Raw genomic sequence first — 23,507 nt, forward strand, 5'->3', positions numbered from 1 at the left:
GGTTTGTACTAGACGTCTTTGCGCATTGTGGTAACGCTTAGTCAGTACTTTTTTAATACCAGCCCAATCTTTGCCGGTCATTTTTAAACGTAGTGCATCATATTTAACACGCTCGCGCCAAAGCTCATCAAGCTCAGCCTGCGTTTGTGGCCACTCAGCATCTTCACGATCAAAGTAATATTCATCAGCCTCATCAAACGTCATTTCTGTTTCTAGTAAACTTAACGAATACTCATAACGTTCAAAACGACGTTTCATACTAAGGTTGAAAATATCAAAGGTAAAATCAAGCTTACCTGTGGTCAGCGCATTATCAAATTGGTTGCGGTATTGCTCAAATGAGGCAACATCCGCAGCCAAAAAGACGCTTTTATTAAAATCAAGGGATTCGATATAACGGTCATACACTTTACTTGAAAGTGCGTCATCAAAACGAATAGGTTTGTAATGTGCACGAGTAAATAAGTTCGTCACCCGTTTGCTAGCCGTACTATGCTGACTTTCTTGTGCAAGGACTGGCAAGTCTTTTGCCGTAACAACTTCAGCGACATCAGCAACATCTGATGCAAATAATAAACCCGAATACAGGGCCGCAACTAACGGAATGAGCGTAAACTTCTGACTCATACACAACTCCTTAATTTATATACAGCTTTTAGATAATGTACAGCTTTTAGATAATGTACAGGCTGTCTGCTTTAGTTTTAACTTGCATGCCCGTTACCAACTCAACATGAACATCATCTTTGTTCACTTCAGTGATTACGGCATTAACAAGAGCTTGGCCAAGTTTAACTTTAACTTTGTTATTAACCTTGACCTCACTTGCTGGTAAAGGTTCAATTTTACCTGAACGTTTAACCGGCGCAGCCTTCGCTGGTGCAGTGTTAACTTTAACGTTTTTATCAGCTGACTTGCTGAATTGGCCAGGTTTCTTTTTGTAAGGTTTTGTGTCTGAATCATTACGTGGGCGCTGCGCTTTTTTACGCTTAGCCATTTTCGCACGGCTTTCTTCAAGGGCCTTTTGAGCATGATCAATATGTTCTTGCTCAACTTTGGCGCCGTGATTACCATCTAAGTCAATACGAAACTCAGACTTAGTCACCGCTTCTAAATAACGCCAATTCGACGTGTATTTTCTAAGCGCTTGACGAACCTGCGTTTTACTAACTTTTTCAGACCCTTCAATTCGCTCAGCGATATCTTTAAAGATACCTACTTTCAGCGGCTTGATACCGTCTTTTTGTTTAAAACATTGTGGGAATTCTTGATATAAAAATTCCAACACTTCATTAATATCTTTTAGCTTGTTTGTGGTTTCCATTTTAGAACCTATGTTTCACATCTTTTCATCAAGGGACGAATCGACGTAGTGTGTTACCCAGTCGACCAGCTCTTCAAAGTCGGCTTCAATTACAGCCATATCACCTCGAAGGTGTTCCCAAATACCATTAATTATTTCATCAATTAATTCACATTCCGTGTCATCAGGGAGACGATCCCAGGCAATATGAATTAAATCGTTGAGCGTTTCCGCTACATGTTCTTCATCCCCTTCCCAATCACCCACATCGGTGATGGCAAACAGATAATCCTGTACATTTACTAAGTCTTTCATGCAATTGTTGCCTCAAAACACGCTACGAGTGCTTCTAAACCTTGCTGATCATCCGCATCAAACCGAGCAATACTTGGACTGTCTATATCTAAGACTGCAAATACTTCACCATTTTTATGGACAGGTATTACTATCTCAGAGTTAGACGCTGCATCACAGGCAATATGTCCTGCAAATGCATGTACATCTTCAACAAGTTGAGTTTGCGCAGTTGCAGCGGCAGTCCCACAGACACCCTTTCCGACAGGAATACGGATACATGCAGGGTTACCTTGAAACGGACCAAGCACTAATTCAGTGGGTGAGTCGATTAAATAAAACCCAGCCCAATTGACATCATCAAGTGACGTAAATAACAGCGCGCTGATATTCGCCATATTGGCAATAATATTAGGCTCACCAGTAATTAGCGATTCAGTTTGTTTAACTAATGACTGGTAAAATTCTTGCTTTTGCATACCAAACTACTTCTTATCAAACATACAGTAGCTAAAGGTACTCTTTGTCGCCAATAATTGAAACCTTTTCAAAGCAAAAAAAAACAATTTGCCCTAAATTTCAGCAAGCTTGGTTAATAATTCTGCTATTGAGGAGGTTGTTGTTTTACTGCACCTTGTCTTAGGCCATATAAAAATAACCCTGCTGCAAGTGCAGACATTACAGTGTTAATCAAAAATACCATACCGCCTGTGGCGCTGAGTAAATAACTAAATATTGCACCACCAAGTAAGCCTAATGTCAGTACCCCTGAGTAATTTACTTTTGCGTACTTATACATCAATAAATACCCAGGTACGACAAACGCAGCCATGGTTAAACCGACAATATGTGCATTGGCTATCGCACTCATGAGTAACTGGAAAAAGGTAGTCAGCGGATCGGTATTGAGCGTTAATGCATAATAAACGCCTAACACACTGCCGATGATCACAGGTGAAAGTAATGATAACCCAACACTTTTTGCAAGCCGATGCTTCATAATACGTCCTTAAAATCAGGCTTAGAATAAATACTAAGGATGCATGATGTTTTACAACATCGAAATAGAGACTATGGTCGTAATTTTCAATAATAAAAACTTTAGGCACAAAAAAGCCCGCTTAATCAGCGGGCTATTTTATATGGTGGAGAGATAGGGATTTGAACCCTAGAGGGGCTACAAACCCCTGCCGGTTTTCAAGACCGGTGCATTCGGCCACTCTGCCATCTCTCCGAAACTGCTTTAAGTTACGAGTAAGAGTGTACTCACAACTATTTTAAATTAGGTGGTGGAGAGATAGGGATTTGAACCCTAGAGGGGCTATAAACCCCTGCCGGTTTTCAAGACCGGTGCATTCGACCACTCTGCCATCTCTCCGCACGGCCTGCATAATAGAGAAGGCAGTGGTCTTTGTGAAGCTTTTTTTTCAAAAAAAAGTTTAACTGCTTAAAAAACCATTAATTTGTACACTCTTAACACAGCGCAGAGTAAAAACCATGCAAAATTGAACTTTTCTTTTTAATTATCGGTCTATTGAACTACAAAGGTTTGCCCTAATATAGAAGTATTGGTAATCTAACTTCAGTTTAATTATCACAACTTAAAAACAGGTTTCTAAAGGAGCTCTAAAATGGCATTTAATCATTCGTACAATACCGCTAGACCGGTTATGTCGACCATTGAAACAAACAAGGTACTTAAAAACACCTATTTCTTATTGGCTATGACATTAGCATTTAGTGCTGTGACGGCTGGTATCTCAATGGCATTACAACTCCCTTATTTTATGGGGTTAGTTTTCACGCTTGTTTCTTTCGGCCTATTATTTGTGGTAAATAAAAAAGCTGACAGTGCATCAGGCGTTGCATGGGTATTCGCATTCACGGGTTTAATGGGCGCTGGCCTTGGTCCACTGCTTAACCATTATGCTGCTATGCCGAATGGCCCTATGCTTATTATGCAAGCGTTAGGTTCTACGGCTTTGATCTTTTTAGGCCTGTCTGCTTATGCACTTAACACTAAGAAAGACTTCTCATTTATGGGTGGTTTTTTAACCGTGGGTCTTATCGTTGTGATCATCGCCAGTATCGTGAATATCTTCATTGGTAGTTCATTGATGTTTATGGTGCTCAATGCAGCGGTTGTATTAATTATGTCTGGTCTTATCTTATTTGATACTAGCCGCATTATTAACGGTGGCGAAACTAACTACATTCGTGCAACTGTTTCTTTATATTTAAGTGTATATAACTTATTTACTTCATTGCTTGCACTACTTGGCGCAAATAATGACTAATTAAATAGTTCTGTTAAAATAGCCCCTCTTTAGGGGCTTTTTTATTGGAATAGTTTTGGCACGATTTGTACTTTCTCTGCACAATGCACCATCGGATCATGATACCACGCAACGTTTGGTTAAATTTGCACAAGCATGTTTAACACAAGGGCATAACATCGATGCCATTTTTTTGTATCAGAACGGCGTTTTTCATGCCAACGAGCAACTAGATTTGGCTGCTGATGAATTACCGATTAATGCGTTATGGCAACAATTACATCAGCAAGGGGTCAATTTAATGTTATGCGTTACTGCCGCTGAAAAGCGTGGTGTAGACATAAACAATACCGGCGTGTTCACTGTTGCAGGTCTTGCTGAATTTGCCATGCTAGCTAGTGATGCCGACAAATGGGTGCAGTTTAAATGATCAATGTACTTGTATTAAGCCAACATAGTCCTTTTGATGACTTACATATTCGTGATGCATTAGATATGACATTAATATTCGCTGCTGTTGAGCAAAATATTAGCTGGTTATTTAGCGGTCCTGCGGTACTTGCCTTAAAAAAACATCAACAACCTGAACAGATAGGTTTAAAAAATTACTTTAAGACCATTAAAACACTAGAAATTTACGATGTTGAAAACATTTATGTATGTGAAAAGTCTCTGCTCGAGTATGGCCTTGATAAACATAACCTAGTAGTAGAAGTAAAAGCGCTTAATTATCAGCAGCAAAGTCAACTGATTGCCCAGCAACAACAGATAGTGAACTTATGAGCACCTTACATATATTTTCCAAGCCACTTGGCTATTACAACACAGATCAATTAGTTAACCTGATCCAGCCAACGGACAAAGTACTATTATTAAGTGACGCATGCTTTGCTATTAGCCAATTTAGACAACTTGCAACGCACTTATTAATACTTGCTGATGACGCCAAGGTACGAGATATCACAATCAATCAGCCCGATCATTCGCTTAGTTATGACGACTTTGTCGCGCTAACATTAGCAACATCTCACTCTATTACGTGGTAACGCATGCTTGAATTTAATAATCAAATTATCGACACGGATAAACAAGGTTACTTACTTGATCACCAGTTATGGAATGAACAATTAGCCTGCGTTATTGCCGAGCAAGAAAACATTGAATTAACCTCTCAACACTGGGAAGTGATCCATTTTGTGCGTAATTTCTATTTAGAATACAACACTAGCCCAGCAATAAGAATGTTAGTTAAAGCAATGGCAAAAGCGCTAGGTGAAGATAAAGGCAATAGTATCTACCTTTATAAACTGTTTCCTAAAGGCCCTGCTAAGCAAGCAACTAAAATAGCCGGTTTACCAAAACCGGCACGGTGCATTTAACAATGACAACTGTTAAACCAAATAATACAGCAAAACGTCGAAATAGCGGCCGTAGTTATAATCGCGGTGCAATTACAACCAAAAAAGTGAATAACTCAATAAAGCGCGAGATCAAACCAGCCATTGCCGCAAGTGAGCGCAAAATTGTCTTATTTAATAAACCCTTTGATGTGTTGTGCCAGTTTACTGATGAAGCAAACAGACAAACCTTAGCTGACTTTATTGCCATTAAAGATGTGTATGCTGCAGGACGATTAGATAGAGACAGTGAGGGCCTGCTATTGCTCACTAATTGTGGCAAGTTACAAAACACTTTAACAGCGCCAAACAAAAAAACCAGTAAAACTTACTGGGCACAAGTTGAAGGTGAGCCAACTGATGCAGCAATTAAACAACTGTGCCAAGGCGTCGAGCTCAAAGATGGACTCACATTACCCGCTATTGTTAAACGTATAGATGAGCCAACTTTATGGCCACGTAATCCTCCCGTTAGAGAGCGAAAAAACATTCCAACGAGTTGGCTCAGTATTACTCTTACCGAAGGGCGTAATCGCCAAGTAAGAAGGATGACAGCACATATTGGCCACCCTACTTTACGTTTAATTCGTTATCGTATTGGTGACTACACGTTAAAAGGAATTGATAATGGCCATTTTAAAGTAATCGCTGATGAACAATAAAGTAAGCTAAATTTGAGCGCTGCTATTTTAAATGCGCCTAGCAGCGCTGGCTGATTTTGCTATCAATCTTCACTAACAACAATACAATTACGGCCTTGTCCTTTTGCTTGGTACAAGGCTTTATCTGCCGCATCAACAAAATAGGTATAATCGCCAGTTTGGGGATTATGCAAAGTTTTAATGCCCATGCTTAGTGTTATATAACCAATATCAGTATATTCATGCTTAATAACTAACTGATTAATGGCTTGCTGGATTTGTAATGCACTATGTAAAGCCTTTTTCGGATCAGCCTCTGGCAGTAGCACCACAAATTCCTCACCGCCAAAACGTGCAACAAAGTCCTTTTCGTGATTCATCGTCGCCGCAATACATTGTGCAATTTGATACAAGCATTCATCGCCTTTAATATGGCCGTAGTTGTCGTTGTATTGTTTAAAATAATCGATGTCGATTAAGAGCATTGATAACGGTTTTATTTTTTTATGCATTAATTCAAGTTCATTGACTAACTTGTCATCAAAGCAACGTCGATTGGCAATTTGAGTTAATGAGTCTACAAAAGCCATGTCGCGAAGTGTATCTTCAACAGCTAAATGCTGTGTTACATCCTTAAAAATAGCTAAAAATTCGTGTTTAAAATATCTTCCCGAAATTTCCATCATTATATGGGAGCCATCTTTACAAGTAACACAATAAACTTGTGGTTGAATATCAGTATCATTTTCTAACGCAAAGCTAAGAGCTTGTTGCCACGTTTGTCGCACCCACACCAGATAGTGTGGATCAGGGTAAGCATTAAGCCACCAATCATTGAGTGTTGGAATATCGTCAATAGTGTAGCCAAACACATCAACAAAACGTTGGTTTATGCGGATTATATTCTCGGTGTGCATACATACATTGCATAAAGGTATGGGCACTTGCGTAAATAAATTAACGTATTCGCTCAAATCATGCTGACGGGTTGATGGTTTATTATGTTGCGTTAAATGTTCAATATTATGGTGTACCGAAACAAAATTATGCTGGCTCGTTGTTGTATGCATCGATAGCGCGAAGTACCATTCTTGCCACCAGGTTGCTAGCTGTGAAACAAGAAAAGACTCAGACTCACTTGTCGTTTTCAAATTCACAGCAACACTTTTGAGCAGACTATCTAAGCTACTGTATTCAATTACACCCCATTGTTGATAATTTGAAAGGGTATTTTCAAACACCCGATACGCATCAACTCTTAAAGTACTGCGCGTATCATCAACCATCGTTACTAATTGTGATTTAGAGTTGCAGGCATATTGTGCAACGAAGTTAATTATTGATTGTTGATAGAAAATATTGTCCATATATTGCCCATTAATTACGTACGCGTAAAAACCGTGCACTTAAAAGTACACCAGAATAATTTAAAGGAATGTAAGCAGATGAAAGTATTCGGCGTGAAAAGATTAGTAAAGAGCAGTTGATTAATGTAAACGAGATAAAAGTAAGGTAGCAATGCTAAAACTATTTTTATAATTGCAGTTAAAAAAATCACAACTTTAAAATACCCTTAATAACTTTATCAGGTCCAGTTATTTATGTGAATTCTAGCACTAAAATTTAGCCGATGATTATTTAAGCAATAAAAAATCTCTCATATAAGAATAAATAAGGGTAGATTTATCACCTGACTCTGTATAAAAGTGCTAACCCCTGTACATTTTAACAATCTAAAAAGACGACTTTATGGCGCACAATATGCTTATTTTCTTAAATAACTCAAGTATGTTACTGCGCTGCCGTTATACATAATTGTATGTATAGATTATCGACTTGAAAATACGGTGTTAATTGCATTATCGCGTGCATGGGATCAGGTGCTATATGGATATGACCAATGAAGAACTAAATTTTATAACGGATCTTTTTCAAGTGACGACTCCTGCAAAATTGCAGGACAATCATACGCTGACATTACAAAGCGCTGTCCCTGCCAATATTGCTGAATTACTAAACAATACAAAATTAACACTACTGGCTGAAGTTGGCGATTATCAATTATGGTTTCCACTTGCAATAAAAATTGATAAAACAGGCGTTTTGACCCCAGTACTAAGCGCCCCTGAAGTTATTGATACACGAGGAATAAAACGCTGTTGGCGTGGTGATAATCTCAATATTCAGAGCCAAGGCTTTGAAGTAGAATCAATCTCAAGTACTGGGCTTTTTCTAAAATCTACGACTCAAAAGGCTCCTTTAGCGGTTGATCAACAAATAAAATTAACCCTGCCAAACAAGAGAAATATTACTATCGACATCGAGCCGGTACGTTTTAGTAAGCGAGGCATGGCCGCCAAGATCACTCATATTCATCAAGGGAAAGAACATCTCAGGGCCTATTTATTCGAAGCCCATAAGCGCCAACATGCCAATTTATATGAGTCCAGATAACCGCTTATAAAGCTTAATATTGATAATTCACCGTTGTGTGTTAGTCGCAGCTAGTTGCAGTGAAGTTAGCACAGCGATAAGCTAAACCTTTATTGTAATAAATGAAGGTTCTATGAGCGAAAATAACTATCCAATAGGTACTCAAGGCACGCCTTGGCATGAGAAAGATAAACAGTGCTGGTTTAACCAACAAACGATTAAACGCAGTTATCAATCACAAGTTGTCACTTTAATCAACGAACTGGATAATGATTTCGCGGTTGAGCAATATGGTGCGCTCAGTTTTGATCCTACTCGCTATCCTCTTTTTATTATTAAATCAAAACAGTGGGCATCGAATAAACCGAGCATCTTGATCACCGGTGGCGTGCATGGCTATGAGACAAGCGGTGTTCATGGCGCATTACATTTTATGAAAACGCTAGGTATGAAATATACAAAAGAGTTTAACTTACTGGTTGCCCCTTGTATTAGCCCATGGGGATATGAAACCATTAATCGTTGGAATCCAGCCGCCATAGATCCAAACCGTTCGTTTTATTCACCAAGCCCAGCACCGGAGTCAGCTGCACTAATAAATTATATTAAAGCACAAAATATACCTTTATTAGCGCATATTGATCTGCATGAAACAACTGACACTGACAACAGTGAGTTTCGCCCTGCACTTGCGGCTCGTGACGGCAAGGTGAACACTAATTGGAATATTCCTGACGGGTTTTATCTTGTCGCTGATAGCAATAAACCTGAACCACAATTCCAAAAGGCGATTATTGACACTGTCACTAAAGTAACTCAAATCGCGCCCAGTGATGAAAACAATCAACTCATTGGTGTGCCACTAGAGCAACATGGTGTGATCAATTACGCAGCACGAGAACTCGGTTTATGTATGGGCTTTACAGATGCACAGTATGTCACGACGACTGAGGTGTACCCAGATAGTCCAACGGCAACAGAGGAGCTATGTATTACAGCTCAAGTTGCAGCGATCAAAGGTGCATTGGATCACCTGCTCACAAAATAATTATCGCGAGGGTCTATTGGTAATTATATTTAGGCCCTATTCTGACATTTTTAATCTGGTTATATATTGTTCACTGATTAATTAATGCAAATTTATAAAAAATTAAAAAATACCTAGACTCCGCGTTTAAATTGTATAAAATTCGCGCTCTTAAATTTTCTCACAAGGAAGCACGTTGAAATTTAGCAATAAACATGGTCAAGTTAGTTTACACCGCGAGCAAAATATTATCATCGCTGATTTCTGCGGCAATCTTAATGCAAGCTTAGTGACCGCATTTAGCAATGGCTTATTTGAACAAGTTAGTCAGCTTGCCAATAAACCATGGGGATATATTAGTAATTCTCAAAATCTGTTGGCTGCAACTCCCCAAGCAGAGCAACAACTTACACTGTTAGTCTCTGCCATGGTTCGTAATGGATGCATTGCCAGCGCTTATATTTTTGATTCAGCTATCGTAATCAATCAAATGCAACGCATTATTCACAATGCAGGTCTGAGCGTGGATATTCGCCATCGTCTGTTTAAATGTTTAGCGCAAGCTAAAACCTTTGTTAACCAAACAATGGCCGATAAAGCAGCTCAATTGCACTTTGCGTAACTTAGTCTCGATAAAAAACACTGCCTATTGATGCCTTAATACTGTGGTCTTCTTCGGCTGTGATCACAAAATCAAGTGCATTGAGCTTATTTGGTAAATCATAGCCATCGGCAACAACAGTGACTGGGATGCGCTTCATTTGACCAGCTTCGACAGCTGTAAGTTGAGGGCTCTGTAACTTAGCCACATCAAGGCCGCTGATCGCGACTCGGTAATGCACTAACTGCTGAGTTTTATTAATAATTGTCAGGGTGTAGGGGTTTTCAACTAAGCCCTCATAATTTACCCGATATAATGCGTTACGATCACGTAGTACTGACACTTCGATTGGCGTGCGTTGCACTAACCACGCTAACATACTGACCATTAATAAAACCGTGAGCGCACCATAACCGACCAGTTTTAACCGGTATGGGTTAGTTTGCTCGCCAGCCATCTGTTTTTCGCTTGCGTACTTGATCAAGCCTTTTTGATAGCCAAATTTATCCATAGTGTCATCACAGGCATCGATACATAAACCACAGTTAATACATTCATATTGAAGGCCGTTGCGAATATCAATCCCTGCTGGGCACACTTCCACACATAAATTGCAATCTACGCAATCACCTAAATCTAACGCTTTCGGATCGGCCTTACGTTTACGTGGACCACGGTTTTCCCCTCGCGCACTGTCATAAGTGACAAGTAATGTATCTTTATCAAACATTACTGCCTGAAATCGTGAATATGGACAAGCAACGGTGCACATTTTTTCTCTTAAGAAACCAGCATTTCCATAAGTACAAAAGGCAAACAAAAATACCCAAAAACTAGTGATCCCCGACCATTGCAGAGTAAACATATCCCCATACAGACTTTTAGCCGGAATAAAATACGCCATAAACGATGTGGCAGTGAATAAAGAAATGATCAACCAAGCGCTGTGTTTGATTATTTTCTTTTGCCATTTTGATAATGTCCAGGCAGATTTATCTAATTTAATACGTTGATTACGCGTTCCTTCAATTCGTTGCTCCACCCACGAAAACATCAACATCCAAATAGTTTGCGGGCATGTATAACCACACCATACCCGGCCAAGCCAATTGGTAACAAAAAACAACGCAAAGGCACCTAGCATAAATAGCAACGCCAAGATCATAAAGTCTTGAGGCAGTAAGGTCAGCCCAAAAATAGTAAACTTTTGACTCGCAACATCGAGCAGTACCGCTTGCTGACCATGGTATGGGAGCCAAGGAATAACAATAAATGTCAGCATCAGTAACCAACCCAGGTTACGGCGAATACGCTGAAAAAATCCTTTTTGCTCACGAATATAAATAGGCCCTTCATGGTTATAGGGCTTGATGATCATATCTTCTTCTTTAATATCAAATTTCATAATTACGAGTACTTAATGTGACGGTTAAGTACTCTTTTGCAACTTTCAGACCAAACTGAAAGATAAAATAACTATATGAATATTAAAGAATTTAAATAAAATGTTTAAATCGACTTCGCGATATATAACGGAAATCGCGATATATCACGACATTTTATTGATTGCAAGCTTGCGCATTTTTGAGCGCAACGTACTCTCCGGCATACCTAACTTAACTGCAGCGCCTTGGCTGCCAGAAATTTGCCAATTTGACAACTCTAACACCGCTAGAATATGTAACCGCTGTACCTCATCTAAATTCAGCGCTGTATTACTGATCAAAGCTGCTCCACTACGCAGTGGTTGACTTAGCTGTAATACCGACTGTTTAGACAAAATCGCCTCGCGCTCTAGTACATTCTGTAATTCGCGAATATTGCCTGGCCAGTCATAAGCTTGTAACTGTGCTATGGCTTTTTTGCTCACTCCTTTGAGCTGCTTACCAAGGCGTTTATTTAGCTGTGCAATTAAGTTACTGCATAGCAAGGGAATATCTTCTTTACGCTGTTTTAATGGTGGCACTGTAATTGGGAAAACATTTAACCGATAATATAAATCAATTCTAAAACGTCCTGATTGCACCATCTCCCATAAGTCACGATTAGTGGCAGCAATCACCCGAATATTCACTTTACGTGTCTGGCTACTGCCTACTCGCTCAAATTCATGTTCTTGCAGTACCCGCAGTAATTTACTTTGTGCCTCGAGTGGCAATTCTCCAATTTCATCTAAAAACAGTGTGCCATTATCGGCTAATTCAAATCGACCTTTACGGTGTTCATTGGCCCCAGTAAACGCACCTTTCTCATGACCAAATAGCTCTGACTCCAATAAACTGGCCGTAAATGCTGCACAATTGACCTTAATAAACGATTGTTTACTACGTGCACTTAAACGATGTAAGTTGCGCGCGACAAGTTCTTTACCCGTGCCGTTCTCGCCTAAGATCAATACTGTGCTGTCGGTTGGACTAACCAATTTTATTTGCTCTAGCATAGTTTGAAAAATATGACTTTTGCCAACTAAACCAGACTCTTGCCAGTCTTCATTAAGCTCTGCAATTAGATAATTATTTTGCTCTTTTAATTGCTCACTTAAGTGGTTAACTTGCGCTAACGCATCGCGTAGAGCCTGCTCGGTTTGTTGCTGCTTTGATACATCGCGAAATATCGCGACAGCACCAATCAATTGCTGATCTTTATATACTGGGGTTGATGTATATTCTACAGCAAAGCGGCTACCATCTTTACGCCAAAACACTTCCCCTTTAACTTGACGGTGTTTACCATCAAACATAGTACAATATATTTGGCATTCATCCGCTGGATAAGGGCGACCATCGGCATGGCTATGATGATGGTACTGATGAATTTTTTTACCTAATAGCTCATCTGCTCGCCAACCGGTCATTCGCTCTGCGGCTGGGTTTACAAACACCGCATTACCGCTTAGATCAAAGCCATAAATGCCCTCACCCACAGCGTTTAGCAATAAGCTTGGATCGTCTAAAAATTGTTTTATCATTGCAGTGCACCAAATTCGTGAAATATCACGAGCATTATGCCTATATGGATGCCTTTTTACACCTTTACTTACAATTTGCTGTTTATAAACTGTTACATAAATAGCTTTTAACTATTAAGATAAGAAAAAACAGTGTAGTGAACACATGTCGTTAATCATTAACAATCTTGAGAAACGCCACCAAAGCGTTGTCGCCGTGAATAAGCTGTCTTTTACTGTACAACCTGGGGAAATTTTTGCATTACTTGGTCCCAATGGTGCGGGTAAATCTTCGTTAGTCAAAATGCTCGTTGGCTTTTCTAGCGCAAACAGTGGCTCCATTGAACTGACTGATTCAGGGCACACATATGCGTCGATCCCAGCCCACTTACTTGGTTATCTGCCAGAGGAGCGTGGCCTCTACCCAGAAAAAACACTTTCGAAAGGAAATCAGCAAAAAATCCAATTGATCACGGCTATTCGATGGTAAGTTACTGGGGCAAATATTGCTTGCAGTCAAAACCATGCTTAGCACGCTATTGTCGATTGTATTATCTATGCTGTTTTTTACTGTGGTGATTAAACAACAAGCGCTTGATTTACATTTTGTGAATTGGTCATTACTGCCTTGGTTTTTTGCCTTTGCGATTGCTGGACTTAGCATCTGCGCCGCATTTATGGCCGCTGTTGCTGCGGGCATTGATGATCCTAACCACAGTAGTAAAAGCGCGTTAATGATGCTGCCTGTGGCCCCTATCGGTATTGCTTTCTTTGTTATTGATGCACCAAATAGTTTATTAACAACTGTACTGAGCTACTTACCAATTACCGCATTTGCTGTCATGCCAGTACGTATGTCGCTGGTTGAGCTCGCATTTTGGCAACCTCTGTTATCACTGTTGCTGAGCATCGGCTGCTTTTATTACTTACGTATTTTTGCCGCGCGCACCTTTAAAATGGGCATGAATATGTATGCACAAGAACCGAGTTTAAAGGCTATGTGGTTGAGTATCTTTAAATAACAACACAATCTTACAGTCTCTTATTACACTCTATTTGTCTTTACGATAAAAATATTTCGTTATCTTTTATTGTCATTTCGTTTAAAAATCCACTTACCAACAGCGTATTGCTTGATTGGATCACTGTTGTTTTTGAATCCATAAAACAACAGTCACTACTTTTTTAGGAATGAACGAATGAAAAAAGCATTGCTAACACTTATTGTCGCACCTCTGTTTGCCGTTTATACAACATTTGCCGTTGCAGATGATGCTGTTGACGCTCCAGCCGAAACAATTAAAGAATACACAGAAATGTGTCTAAACTGGGCTAAAGACGACGACATCAGCAATGAAGAGCTTAAACCATACGTGTTAAAATGCGTTAATGATGAGCTTGAGTCTGAAGGCTACAAAAAAGTCACTGACGTAAAAATTTAATCTCAAAATTGCCATTGCGAAATTTTGCTATAAAAAAACCGGACTGACACAAGGGTGTGCGTTCCGGTTTTTTTGTTATGAGGTATGAACCTAGCAAATACGCTAAAAAGCGCGTTTGCTGCTCATTTTACTCAGCGTCTTTTTTCGCTTTAGTTGCTTTTTTAGGCGCCGTTTTTTTGGCCGCAGCTTTCTTTTTCGGTGCAGCTTTCTTCTTCGCCTCTGCAACCCACTTTCCTGCATTGAAATGCGCAGTCCAGCCTGTTGCTTTGCCATCAACTTCAGTCATTACATACTGTTCTTTATTCTTACGGCTATAACGAACAATTGCTAAGTTGCCATCAGGATCTTTCGCTGGTGCATCGGCAAGATAATAAAACTTAGGTGAGATACGATCTCTAAAACGCTGTAACTCTTCTACTTTAGGAGCACGTGTTTCACGCGATTTAGGGAAGGTATTAGCGGCTAAGAAAATACCGGCCGCACCGTCACGTAGCACAAAGTACGCATCAGATTTTTCACATTCAAGCTCTGGTAACTGTACTGGGTCTTCTTTCGGTGGTGCTGCTTCACCGTTACGCAGTAATTTACGGGTGTTCTTACATTCATCATTACTACAGCCAAAATATTTACCAAAACGTCCTGACTTAAGTTGCATATCCGATGAACATTTATCACATTCAATGATAGGGCCATCATAACCCTTGATTTTAAATGTGCCTTGCTCGACTACATAGCCCTTACACGCGGGGTTGTTACCACAAACATGTAATTTGCGCGTTTCGTCAATAAGATACGAATCCATCGCCGTTTCACAAATTGGGCAACGCTTCATTTGCATTAATGTTTCGGTTTCAACATCTTCAACATCAGCAGCAACCGCTTCATCACCTGATACTAAATTCATCGTTGTGGTACAACGCTCTTTAGGTGGTAAGTTATAGCCTGTGCAGCCTAAAAACACCCCTGTTGAAGCGGTGCGAATACCCATTTTTCTGCCACAGGTTGGGCAGTCAATGTCCGTTTCGACCATTTCATTTTTGCGCATTCCGCCTTCATCTTCTTCGCCACTGGCTAAAGTCAGTTGCGTAGAAAAGTCAGCGTAAAATTTATCGAGTACTTGAGTCCAAACGCGCTCACCTTCAGCGATATCATCTAAGCGACCTTCCATTTTTGCAGTGAAGTCAAAGTTCATTAGATCAGTAAAGTTTTCGACTAATCTATCAGTAACAATCTCACCCATTTTTTCTGCAAAGAACCGGCGGTTTTCAACGCGCACATAGCCACGATCTTGAATCGTTGAGATAATAGATGCATAGGTAGATGGGCGACCAATACCCCGCTTTTCAAGTTCTTTAACTAAACTCGCTTCACTAAAACGCGCTGGCGGCTTAGTAAAATGCTGTTTAGGATCAAGTTCAACCAGGCTTAATATCTCGCCTTGTTTTATTGCTGGCAGTGATTGGTCTTCTTCATTCTTCTTACGCACTGCAGGTTGTACTCTTGTCCAACCATCAAAACGTAACACACGCCCTTTCGCTTTGAGCTGGAAATCAGCGGCGTTAACGGTCAAGGTTGTTAAGTCATATTCAGCAGCAACCATTTGACAGGCAACAAATTGACGCCAAATTAGCTCATAAAGTTTTTTAGCATCTGGGTCTACGCCATCTAAATGCCCAGACAATACACTAACACTGGAAGGACGGATCGCCTCATGCGCCTCTTGAGCATTTCCTTTCGAGCTATAATTGATAGGCTCTTTCGGTAAATACTTATCGCCAAATTGCTCGCTTACGTAATCACGGCACATTGCAACTGCATCTTTCGACAAATTCGTCGAGTCAGTACGCATATAAGTGATGTAACCGGCTTCATACAAGCGCTGCGCTAACATCATGGTCTTTTTAACACCATAGCCTAAGCGAGTGCTGGCAGCTTGCTGCATGGTTGAGGTAATAAGTGGCGCACTTGGGCGACTTTTACTGGGCTTTTCTTCAACACTAACAACTTTATATTCAGCTTGCTCTAGTGCTGCGGTTGCAGCCATAGCTTGGGCTTGATTAACTGGTTTAAAGGCTTTATCGCCTTGTTTAACGACTTCTAAACGAAGGTTAGATTCAGTATTTTTAACATCCGCATGAATATCCCAGAATTCTTCAGGGATAAATGCTTTGATCTCGCGCTCACGCTCCACCAATAAACGCACAGCAACAGACTGTACGCGACCTGCAGACAAACCACGGGCCACTTTAGCCCATAATAATGGCGACACCATAAAACCAACCACACGGTCTAAAAAGCGACGAGTCTGTTGGGCATAGACCATGTCGGTATTTAGCTCTCCAGGTGCTTCAAAGGCAGCCTGTATGGCATTTTTTGTGATCTCGTTAAATACGACGCGCTTATACTTCTCTGGCTCGCCACCAATGATCTCTTGCAGGTGCCAAGCAATGGCTTCCCCTTCTCTATCCAAATCCGTTGCGAGATAGATTTGGTCAGCATTTTCAGCAAGCTTTTGTAATTCTTGAACAACTTTTTCTTTACCTGGTAATACTTCGTAATGTGGCTGCCAACCTTGCTCTGGATCAATCCCCATTCGAGCAACTAGATTAGTATAATCACGCTGTTTTTTGTACGCGGCCTTTTCTTCTGGTGCCATTTTGCGCACTTCTGCAGGCGTTTTTACAGCAGCCGTTTTGGTTTTGCCTGAACCGGAGGTAGGAAGATCTCGTACATGTCCAATCGAGGACTTGACGATAAAATCGTTTCCTAAATATTTATTAATTGTTTTAGCCTTAGCAGGAGACTCTACAATTACTAGCGATTTGCCCATAGTTGCCTATTTCTAACCAAGTATTTTAAATGTGTTTTGCCCATTTACGGGCGCGAATATTTATAGGTATATCTACAAACACCAATTGTTACAAGCTTTTAATACAAACTTTTCTGCTTTTAATGAATAATTAAACAATTATTGTCGTTAATTTAGACAAAACGATGTTTTTCGGTATTTGCAGTGGAATATATAGAATAGCAACAAAAATGCCAACCTTAAGGTTGGCATTTATTAATTTATATCGGTTAGGATAAAATTAACCAGCGTCTCTAATCGCAAGTTGTGCGACCGTTTCTACTTCTTTAGGAGTTATGAAACTTACAGATAAAAAGCCGCTTTCACTTTTATTTGGTTCAGCCTCACGGCTGATCGAAAGTGGAATTGAATGTGCTGCTGTTGCTGCACTTTCTAGCATGGTAAATCCATCAATACCACTGTATTTACCATTATCTGTGCTAATTGAAATAGCCGTGCCTGATGGGATTGGGTTGTTATACCGATCCGAATAATACAGTGCAAAAGATAATGCCGCTAGTTCATTACCGCCATCTGCTGATGGGGTTAGGTCTATGGTACCTAAGTCACAGTATGCAGTGTTATCTGTAAGCTCTAATGCAACGACTAAATCTGTAGTAGTATTACCTGCCTCTTCATAAATCGAGCTACAACTTTGAATGTCCAATGCCAACTGAACAGCATTAGCTGTCAGTATGGTGTTACCATTTCCATCTAAAATTGGTGCACCTGTTCCATCAACCTCAAATTCATTTAATGAACTAGCGAATTGACTTTCTAACTCTGCTTTTGCAACAACGAAACGGCTATAGACTGCACTACCCGACATAACAATCACAAACGAATCACGCACATCAATTAAATCTTTACTACATAAACTTGCAAATGTTGCATCGGCTGCTGGTGATGTTGCGGCTTCTGTACACAATAGTCCATTGTACTTACCATCAGCTAATGTATGCATTTCATTGAGATCGATATCAAAGCTTTCCTCAAAATGCGCCCCATTAGTATTTGCAGGGCTACATGGATCGTTCGCATCACCTTCATTACAAAAACTAGCATCTTTAACTGTTTGTGCGGTGACAGGATCATAAATCGCAGCCAAGCCATCATAAGTACCATTTTCGTTATGATCGACAAACGCTTCCGGTAAATCATAGCCGCTATAGTATTCATTAGTGTCGAATCGACCATTACCATTTATATCAATAAACGACTCTTGCCCTTTCGCTGTAGCTAGTACAGTTACACGGCCACCTAATGGCACACCAAGTGGGCTTACTCTATTATTTAAGATCCCTGCTAAACAAGGAGCGGGAAGATTCCCCATATACAAGTCGCAATTTATTGCATTAGTTTTTGGGTTTATCGAACTAATTTGATTGCCCCACTTTACTTCTGTAAATGGTTTTGGATTTTGACTACGCCACTGCGCATTACATTCACCATCAACGGTACGACATTCTAATTGCGGGTTAAATGCTTCACCATCAAGAGTACCAACAGCGCCACCTTCCGTTGTTAAATAGACAGCAGTACCATCAGGAACAGGGTTATTAAAGTGATCAGCTAGATACACGGAAATATTGTTTATATCACCAATATAATCAAGTGCTTCAATATTTATTATTTCTGCACCGGCTGTAAAACTGTTGCCATCTGGCAGGCCTGAACTAATAGACACTAAATCAGATACTGTAATAACTTGCTCGTCTAAACCAACTAGCAACATCTCACCTTGAGGACATGAAACAGTTTGATCACGTACTGCTGGATCTTTTTGGCATTCAAGGTAAACATCTTGCCAGCAGGTGACATCGTCCGTTTGGTTTTCTGGTATTTGTTCTTCTGGGATAAAGCATGCTTGCACACGGACAGCCGCAGGGACATAACCCGCGTTAATTTGTACTCGAGCTAAACCTTCTGCATCTGTGAAAACACGGTCATGGGATAAACTAATACCACCATTTGTCGCACTTAAACGAAAATCCATCCGTTTACTTGCCACTACTTTGCCAATTTTGTCTTTTAGTTTAAATGTAATTTCAGACGTTTCTGAGCGCGACTGGCCACCGGTACTTTTTAGCGCAATCACAGATTCAGTAGCACCAACAAATTCGATAGATTCAATTGCAGCAGTTGATACTGGGATATTAACTGTTTTCACAACGGGTGCTCCGCCAGTTAACACTGTCGCTGTAATAGTATCTCCTTGAGCTGCACTACAACCATTTGTACGGTACGTAGTTGTTGCCACGCCACTGATACTAGTCGTACTAGTGTCCATGACCGATAACTCATTCTGAACACACCCAGAGGTAAATTCTACATCGAGATTAGAAACAACCAAATTACCTTCTGAATCGAATATTTTAACTGTAATTACGGTCGTCGCACCTGCAGCGAGAGGGATAAACTCATCCGCGATAACGTTGCCATTAGCATCAAGTTTATTATACAAGCCATTAGTGATAGTAACGCTAAGGTCTGCTGTCGCAATTTCAAATGCTTTTTGATTAGATGCCGATTTTGCTGTCGCTGTAATCTCACCAGCCCCACTGTTAGCACCAGGCTGCAATTTCAACAACGCAAAACCAAAGTTATCAGTCAATGCTTTACCTGATTCAGGTAACAACTTACCAAGATCTGTTGTTGTTTCACTAATAATACCAGCAAAACCATCACCTGAACTTGTATCTGTTACTTTTACTAATACATCGATTAGCTCTTCAGAAGAAAACTGATTCACCTCTGTACAACCTGACGTAAGGTAAGTCGATTCCAATGAAACTGTGTTGCGGTTAGCATCCCAGCCATCAACACAACCTTGCAAAAGTTTCACATCAACATTTGCAACTGCAGTAGCAACAGACGCATCATCACCGCTTGATATGAAGCCAATTGTTTGTGTGACTGAATTACTGTTTTCTGGTTCATAAGTAGCAACAACTAGACCGGCACCTTTTAATAAACCACTACTAAGTGTTACTTTAGCAATACCATTTTCATTCGTTAACGCCGTACCTAACTCGGGAGTGATCTTACCTGTAAAGTTAGATGTAAAACTGATCAGTTGCCCTGCTAGTGGAGATCCACTTTCTGTAAGAGTTGCAGTTACAACTCCTTTGTTATTTTTACTTACCGGGTTTTCCTCAGTAAACGCAGAACCGGATTGATCAACAATTTGTAAGGCAAGGGCGAAAGTCCCATCGCCCCCGGAATCACCACCGTCACCTGCGGATGTAAACGCAAACGTAGCTGAATAGGATTGTTCGCCATCTGTAAAAATTGCCGTGACTTGACCAGCCCCTTCAGTGGTACCAGCAAGAAGCTGAATACGTGCCGTACCAGTACTGTCTGTCAATGCAGAACCAGAAGTTGGATTCAGTGAACCAATGCTATCAGCTAATGTAAAGTTCACTCGCTGATTAGACACAGCAGCACCATTTTTCATCACCTGTGATACAAGCTCTAATGGTGCTTCATTTGCTACTGCATTCACTTGCTCACCACTGCTCATGGAAAAACCTTGAACAGTAATTGTGTATACAGCAGTTCCATCACCGCCAATTGTTCCACCATCCTTTTCAAGTGATCCACCGCCACCACACGCCGTGATCAAAAAACTTAACATTACGACACTGAGCCATCGCATTAAAGGCATTGCCCTCTCCCTAGCGTTTGTTATTAATTATTTAAATATAAAATTTACCCAATATTAACCTATATCAAGCTTTAAAATCACAACTTTTATTACTTTTTTATGGTTTTTTTTGAGCGATATTTTTTTTCATATTTATCATTTTTTTCTGTATAAAAATCTACATGCTGGTAGGCTATGGCAAATTTATAAAAAATAGATTGTTACTATGTCAAAAATCCGTTCAATGAGTTTAACCACCCGCATCATGATAGGTATGTTTTTGGGGGTTGCTGTAGGTTTTATTTTCCAAGCAATATTAGCTGGCGAAGACGATTATCTAATCCCACTTGGATTATTCTCTTTGCCAATTAAAAGCTTTTTTGTTGATGGTTTATTTCATATTGGTGGACAAATATTTATCGCCAGTTTGAAAATGTTGGTTGTGCCACTGGTATTTGTATCGCTTGTTTGCGGTACTTGTAGTTTAAGTGACCCGAAAAAACTAGGCCGTTTGGGCGGTAAATCAATCGGGCTATACCTTATTACTACTGCTATTGCGATTACAGTTGCAATTACCTTGGCATTATTAGTTAATCCCGGTGAAGGCATTAATTTACCTTCTGACGCTACTTATAGCGCAAAAGAAGCACCAACCCTTGCGCAAGTTATCATTGGTATGTTTCCAACCAATCCAATTGATGCGATGGCCAGTGGTAACATGTTACAGGTTATTGTGTTTGCATTGCTGTTTGGTATTGCCATGGCACTCAGTGGCAGCGCAGGCAAACGAGTCGCAGCCGTTTTTGAAGATTTAAATACTGTTATCTTAAAGTTAGTTACCCTATTAATGAACGTAGCACCTTATGGGGTGTTCTGTTTAATGGCGAAACTATTTACCACCATTGAGCTGAACTTAATCGTTAGCTTAGCCAAATACTTTGGTGTTGTAGTGGCGGCCTTGTTTATTCATGCGCTGGTAAATTACACATTATTATTAAAGTTTTTAACCGGTTTAAATCCAATTATCTTCTTGAAGAAAATGAAACACGCGTGTCTATTTGCCTTTAGTACTTCCAGTTCAAGTGCAACAATGCCTATCACATTAGAAACAGCCACGAAAAAGTTAGGCGCAAAGAACTCAGTCGCTTCATTTACAATACCCCTAGGTGCAACCATTAATATGGACGGCACGGCAATTATGCAAGGTGTTGCAACGGTGTTTATCGCTCAAGTGTTCAGTGTTGATCTAACCATTTCAGATTACTTAATGGTCATTCTAACTGCAACGCTCGCCTCTGTCGGCACCGCAGGTGTGCCAGGCGTAGGCTTGATAATGCTTGCCATGGTTCTTAATCAAGTTGGTTTGCCTGTTGAAGGGATTGCCATCATTATTGGCGTTGACAGATTACTTGATATGACTCGCACGGCGGTCAATGTTACGGGCGATTGTATGGTGACCTGTGTGGTGGCTAAATCTGAAGGTGAATTGGATGAAGACGTATTTAACGACCCTGACGCTGCTAAAGATTTAGAGGACTATCATAAATCCACTGACTAGCCATTTTAAATGGCTATGCAATTGTTATAAAAAAACCCGCAAATTTGCGGGTTTTTTTCATTTAATAACTTTAACCTTTATGGGTTTAAGCCTTTAAAACGGGAAACTAACGATATACCCGTTTTATTAACTGTGTTACTCAAGCCAATAGCAAACTTGTCACTGAGGCTCTTTTTAACTTTATATTGCACTTTATAAATTTGTCGCTCATCTTGATGATTTAGTAATGTGTCATCACTGGTTTGAATTTTATCAACTAACCCTTTATCAATTGCTTGAGTTGCAAACCAATGCTCGCCTGTTGCAACTAAATTAATATCTAGGCTAGGACGTTGGCTGCTGACAAACTGTTTGAATAAATCATGGGTTTGTTCTATTTCATCTTTAAATTTTTCTCGGGCTTTATCGGTATTTTCACCAAATAACGTTAACGTGCGTTTAAACTCTCCCGCCGTGATCTGTTCAAAATCAACATCATTTTTCTTGAGAATTTTATTAAAGTTTGGAATTTGCGCTATCACACCAATTGAGCCAACAATAGCAAACGGTGCGGCAACTATTTCATCGGCCACACAGGCCATCATATAGCCACCACTGGCTGCCACTTTATCAATCGCAACAGTAAGGTGAATACCTTTATCTTTCAAGCGTTGCAGCTGTGATGCAGCTAAGCCATAACCATGCACTACACCGCCGCCACTTTCTAATCTAACCAGTACTTTGTCTTTCTGAGGATCGGCAATTGATACGATCGCGGTAATTTCTTCACGCAAGCAGTCTACTTCGTGGGCATCCATGCTGCCATTAAAATCAAGTACATATAAACGTGGTTTGCTATCTGCTTCATGCGCTTTTTTAGCCTCATTTTTTTGTGCTTTATGGTGCGCTTTTAAGGCTTTTTTTGATAAGGTGCTTTCAATAAAGTTATTTTTTAAATCATCGAGTTGCTCTGATATATCATCAATCTCAATTTCACCTTTTTTACTTTTAGGCTTCACCGCAGCTGCAACAATTATGGCGATGATCGCTGCCACAGCAATCACAAATGTTAACGTTTTGGCAAAAAACAGCCCGTACTCATATAAAAATTCCAA

General features: G+C 40.1%; 23 protein-coding genes, 2 tRNA genes and 1 pseudogene. 13 read left to right on the forward strand and 13 right to left on the reverse strand.

Annotated elements, in window-relative coordinates; all coding sequences use genetic code 11:
• The 7 genes and pseudogenes from ENH88_RS21330 to ENH88_RS21360 all read right to left on the reverse strand — a co-directional run.
• Positions 1-627 (reverse strand): annotated as a pseudogene (locus ENH88_RS21330) (tail-specific protease); the annotation flags it as partial.
• Positions 628-673: 46 nt separating this feature from the next.
• Positions 674-1,324: an RNA chaperone ProQ gene (proQ, locus tag ENH88_RS21335; RefSeq protein WP_304185424.1), complete on the reverse strand. Its 651-nt coding sequence runs from the start codon at positions 1,322-1,324 to the stop codon at positions 674-676.
• A gap of 15 nt (positions 1,325-1,339) precedes the next feature.
• Positions 1,340-1,618 carry a hypothetical protein gene (locus ENH88_RS21340; protein WP_064666123.1) on the reverse strand — a complete coding sequence of 93 codons (279 nt, stop codon included), beginning with the start codon at positions 1,616-1,618 and terminating at the stop codon, positions 1,340-1,342.
• Positions 1,615-2,076 (reverse strand): GAF domain-containing protein, encoded by a 462-nt coding sequence (locus ENH88_RS21345; protein WP_304185427.1) that lies wholly within the window; start codon positions 2,074-2,076, stop codon positions 1,615-1,617. Before ENH88_RS21345 ends, ENH88_RS21340 begins: the two co-directional genes overlap by 4 nt.
• A 125-nt stretch (positions 2,077-2,201) precedes the next feature.
• Positions 2,202-2,597 carry a hypothetical protein gene (locus ENH88_RS21350; RefSeq protein WP_304185429.1) on the reverse strand — a complete coding sequence of 132 codons (396 nt, stop codon included), beginning with the start codon at positions 2,595-2,597 and terminating at the stop codon, positions 2,202-2,204.
• Positions 2,598-2,740: 143 nt separating this feature from the next.
• A tRNA-Ser gene (locus tag ENH88_RS21355) sits at positions 2,741-2,831 on the reverse strand.
• 53 nt (positions 2,832-2,884) lie between these two features.
• Positions 2,885-2,975 (reverse strand) — tRNA-Ser (locus ENH88_RS21360).
• 253 nt (positions 2,976-3,228) lie between these two features.
• Between ENH88_RS21360 and ENH88_RS21365 the strand changes: the two genes are divergently transcribed.
• Genes ENH88_RS21365 through ENH88_RS21390 form a run of 6 tightly spaced genes read left to right on the forward strand, consistent with a single transcriptional unit; the run spans position 3,229 to position 5,932 of the window.
• On the forward strand, positions 3,229-3,894 hold the full coding sequence (locus tag ENH88_RS21365; protein ID WP_304185431.1) for a Bax inhibitor-1/YccA family protein: 666 nt from the start codon (positions 3,229-3,231) through the stop codon (positions 3,892-3,894).
• A 55-nt stretch (positions 3,895-3,949) separates the two neighbouring features.
• On the forward strand, positions 3,950-4,303 hold the full coding sequence (gene tusD / locus ENH88_RS21370) for a sulfurtransferase complex subunit TusD (protein ID WP_304185433.1): 354 nt from the start codon (positions 3,950-3,952) through the stop codon (positions 4,301-4,303).
• The gene (gene tusC, locus ENH88_RS21375) at positions 4,300-4,656 is read left to right on the forward strand and encodes a sulfurtransferase complex subunit TusC (RefSeq protein WP_304185434.1); all 357 of its coding nucleotides are present in this window, start codon (positions 4,300-4,302) and stop codon (positions 4,654-4,656) included. The genes tusD and tusC overlap by 4 nt, the downstream gene beginning before the upstream one ends.
• Entirely contained in the window at positions 4,653-4,919 is a 267-nt protein-coding gene (locus ENH88_RS21380; RefSeq protein ID WP_304185436.1) for a DsrH/TusB family sulfur metabolism protein, read from the forward strand. Before tusC ends, ENH88_RS21380 begins: the two co-directional genes overlap by 4 nt.
• 3 nt (positions 4,920-4,922) lie before the next feature.
• A complete protein-coding gene (locus tag ENH88_RS21385; RefSeq protein ID WP_304185438.1) occupies positions 4,923-5,252 on the forward strand; it encodes a TusE/DsrC/DsvC family sulfur relay protein in 330 nt (109 codons plus the stop codon).
• A gap of 2 nt (positions 5,253-5,254) precedes the next feature.
• Positions 5,255-5,932, forward strand: coding sequence for a pseudouridine synthase (locus tag ENH88_RS21390; protein WP_304185439.1), 678 nt, complete (start codon positions 5,255-5,257; stop codon positions 5,930-5,932).
• 62 nt (positions 5,933-5,994) lie between these two features.
• Here ENH88_RS21390 and ENH88_RS21395 read toward each other — a convergent pair whose 3' ends face one another.
• The gene (locus ENH88_RS21395; protein WP_304185440.1) at positions 5,995-7,278 is read right to left on the reverse strand and encodes a sensor domain-containing diguanylate cyclase; all 1,284 of its coding nucleotides are present in this window, start codon (positions 7,276-7,278) and stop codon (positions 5,995-5,997) included.
• Positions 7,279-7,798: 520 nt separating this feature from the next.
• On the opposite strand from ENH88_RS21395, the gene ENH88_RS21400 reads away from it, so the two are divergent.
• The 3 genes from ENH88_RS21400 to ENH88_RS21410 all read left to right on the forward strand — a co-directional run bounded on the left by ENH88_RS21400 (position 7,799) and on the right by ENH88_RS21410 (position 9,993).
• Complete coding sequence (locus ENH88_RS21400; protein ID WP_304185441.1) at positions 7,799-8,365, forward strand: hypothetical protein; 567 nt, start codon at positions 7,799-7,801, stop codon at positions 8,363-8,365.
• A gap of 112 nt (positions 8,366-8,477) precedes the next feature.
• Entirely contained in the window at positions 8,478-9,392 is a 915-nt protein-coding gene (locus ENH88_RS21405; protein WP_304185443.1) for a M14 family metallopeptidase, read from the forward strand.
• Between the two features lie 175 nt (positions 9,393-9,567).
• Positions 9,568-9,993, forward strand: coding sequence for a hypothetical protein (locus tag ENH88_RS21410; RefSeq protein ID WP_304185445.1), 426 nt, complete (start codon positions 9,568-9,570; stop codon positions 9,991-9,993).
• A gap of 1 nt (position 9,994) precedes the next feature.
• Here the strand turns inward: ENH88_RS21410 and ccoG are convergent, their stop codons facing one another.
• Positions 9,995-11,377 carry a cytochrome c oxidase accessory protein CcoG gene (gene ccoG / locus ENH88_RS21415; RefSeq protein ID WP_304185447.1) on the reverse strand — a complete coding sequence of 461 codons (1,383 nt, stop codon included), beginning with the start codon at positions 11,375-11,377 and terminating at the stop codon, positions 9,995-9,997.
• A 144-nt stretch (positions 11,378-11,521) separates the two neighbouring features.
• Positions 11,522-12,940 carry a sigma-54 interaction domain-containing protein gene (locus ENH88_RS21420; RefSeq protein WP_304185450.1) on the reverse strand — a complete coding sequence of 473 codons (1,419 nt, stop codon included), beginning with the start codon at positions 12,938-12,940 and terminating at the stop codon, positions 11,522-11,524.
• Between the two features lie 145 nt (positions 12,941-13,085).
• Between ENH88_RS21420 and ENH88_RS21425 the strand changes: the two genes are divergently transcribed.
• The 3 genes from ENH88_RS21425 (at position 13,086) to ENH88_RS21435 (ending at position 14,361) form a co-directional block, all read left to right on the forward strand.
• Entirely contained in the window at positions 13,086-13,409 is a 324-nt protein-coding gene (locus ENH88_RS21425) for an ATP-binding cassette domain-containing protein (protein ID WP_304185452.1), read from the forward strand.
• A gap of 16 nt (positions 13,410-13,425) precedes the next feature.
• Entirely contained in the window at positions 13,426-13,941 is a 516-nt protein-coding gene (locus ENH88_RS21430) for an ABC transporter permease (RefSeq protein WP_304185454.1), read from the forward strand.
• Between the two features lie 177 nt (positions 13,942-14,118).
• Entirely contained in the window at positions 14,119-14,361 is a 243-nt protein-coding gene (locus tag ENH88_RS21435) for a hypothetical protein (protein WP_304185455.1), read from the forward strand.
• Between the two features lie 127 nt (positions 14,362-14,488).
• Here ENH88_RS21435 and topA read toward each other — a convergent pair whose 3' ends face one another.
• Together topA and ENH88_RS21445 are read right to left on the reverse strand one after the other, a co-directional pair.
• Positions 14,489-17,191, reverse strand: a complete 2,703-nt coding sequence (gene topA, locus ENH88_RS21440; RefSeq protein ID WP_304185456.1) for a type I DNA topoisomerase — start codon at positions 17,189-17,191, stop codon at positions 14,489-14,491.
• Between the two features lie 259 nt (positions 17,192-17,450).
• Positions 17,451-20,876: a hypothetical protein gene (locus tag ENH88_RS21445; protein ID WP_304185457.1), complete on the reverse strand. Its 3,426-nt coding sequence runs from the start codon at positions 20,874-20,876 to the stop codon at positions 17,451-17,453.
• A 205-nt stretch (positions 20,877-21,081) separates the two neighbouring features.
• Here ENH88_RS21445 and ENH88_RS21450 point away from each other — a divergent pair, with 205 nt between their 5' ends.
• Positions 21,082-22,413, forward strand: coding sequence for a dicarboxylate/amino acid:cation symporter (locus ENH88_RS21450; protein WP_304185458.1), 1,332 nt, complete (start codon positions 21,082-21,084; stop codon positions 22,411-22,413).
• A gap of 77 nt (positions 22,414-22,490) precedes the next feature.
• Here the strand turns inward: ENH88_RS21450 and sohB are convergent, their stop codons facing one another.
• Positions 22,491-23,507: a protease SohB gene (gene sohB / locus ENH88_RS21455; RefSeq protein ID WP_304185460.1), complete on the reverse strand. Its 1,017-nt coding sequence runs from the start codon at positions 23,505-23,507 to the stop codon at positions 22,491-22,493.

This window comes from Pseudoalteromonas prydzensis, from assembly GCF_011050055.1.
Taxonomy (GTDB): domain Bacteria; phylum Pseudomonadota; class Gammaproteobacteria; order Enterobacterales; family Alteromonadaceae; genus Pseudoalteromonas; species Pseudoalteromonas prydzensis_A.

Bases quoted from the DNA above. Each gene is read 5' to 3' on its own strand.
- proQ (WP_304185424.1), bottom strand. From the start codon at position 1,324: ATGGAAACCACAAACAAGCTAAAAGATATTAATGAAGTGTTGGAATTT.
- ENH88_RS21365 (WP_304185431.1), top strand. From the start codon at position 3,229: ATGGCATTTAATCATTCGTACAATACCGCTAGACCGGTTATGTCGACC.
- ccoG (WP_304185447.1), bottom strand. From the start codon at position 11,377: ATGAAATTTGATATTAAAGAAGAAGATATGATCATCAAGCCCTATAAC.
- ENH88_RS21390 (WP_304185439.1), top strand. From the start codon at position 5,255: ATGACAACTGTTAAACCAAATAATACAGCAAAACGTCGAAATAGCGGC.
- ENH88_RS21350 (WP_304185429.1), bottom strand. From the start codon at position 2,597: ATGAAGCATCGGCTTGCAAAAAGTGTTGGGTTATCATTACTTTCACCT.
- ENH88_RS21445 (WP_304185457.1), bottom strand. From the start codon at position 20,876: ATGCCTTTAATGCGATGGCTCAGTGTCGTAATGTTAAGTTTTTTGATC.
- ENH88_RS21340 (WP_064666123.1), bottom strand. From the start codon at position 1,618: ATGAAAGACTTAGTAAATGTACAGGATTATCTGTTTGCCATCACCGAT.
- ENH88_RS21400 (WP_304185441.1), top strand. From the start codon at position 7,799: ATGGATATGACCAATGAAGAACTAAATTTTATAACGGATCTTTTTCAA.
- ENH88_RS21405 (WP_304185443.1), top strand. From the start codon at position 8,478: ATGAGCGAAAATAACTATCCAATAGGTACTCAAGGCACGCCTTGGCAT.
- tusC (WP_304185434.1), top strand. From the start codon at position 4,300: ATGATCAATGTACTTGTATTAAGCCAACATAGTCCTTTTGATGACTTA.
- ENH88_RS21450 (WP_304185458.1), top strand. From the start codon at position 21,082: ATGTCAAAAATCCGTTCAATGAGTTTAACCACCCGCATCATGATAGGT.
- ENH88_RS21380 (WP_304185436.1), top strand. From the start codon at position 4,653: ATGAGCACCTTACATATATTTTCCAAGCCACTTGGCTATTACAACACA.
- ENH88_RS21395 (WP_304185440.1), bottom strand. From the start codon at position 7,278: ATGGACAATATTTTCTATCAACAATCAATAATTAACTTCGTTGCACAA.
- ENH88_RS21385 (WP_304185438.1), top strand. From the start codon at position 4,923: ATGCTTGAATTTAATAATCAAATTATCGACACGGATAAACAAGGTTAC.
- ENH88_RS21420 (WP_304185450.1), bottom strand. From the start codon at position 12,940: ATGATAAAACAATTTTTAGACGATCCAAGCTTATTGCTAAACGCTGTG.
- ENH88_RS21345 (WP_304185427.1), bottom strand. From the start codon at position 2,076: ATGCAAAAGCAAGAATTTTACCAGTCATTAGTTAAACAAACTGAATCG.
- ENH88_RS21435 (WP_304185455.1), top strand. From the start codon at position 14,119: ATGAAAAAAGCATTGCTAACACTTATTGTCGCACCTCTGTTTGCCGTT.
- topA (WP_304185456.1), bottom strand. From the start codon at position 17,191: ATGGGCAAATCGCTAGTAATTGTAGAGTCTCCTGCTAAGGCTAAAACA.
- ENH88_RS21425 (WP_304185452.1), top strand. From the start codon at position 13,086: ATGTCGTTAATCATTAACAATCTTGAGAAACGCCACCAAAGCGTTGTC.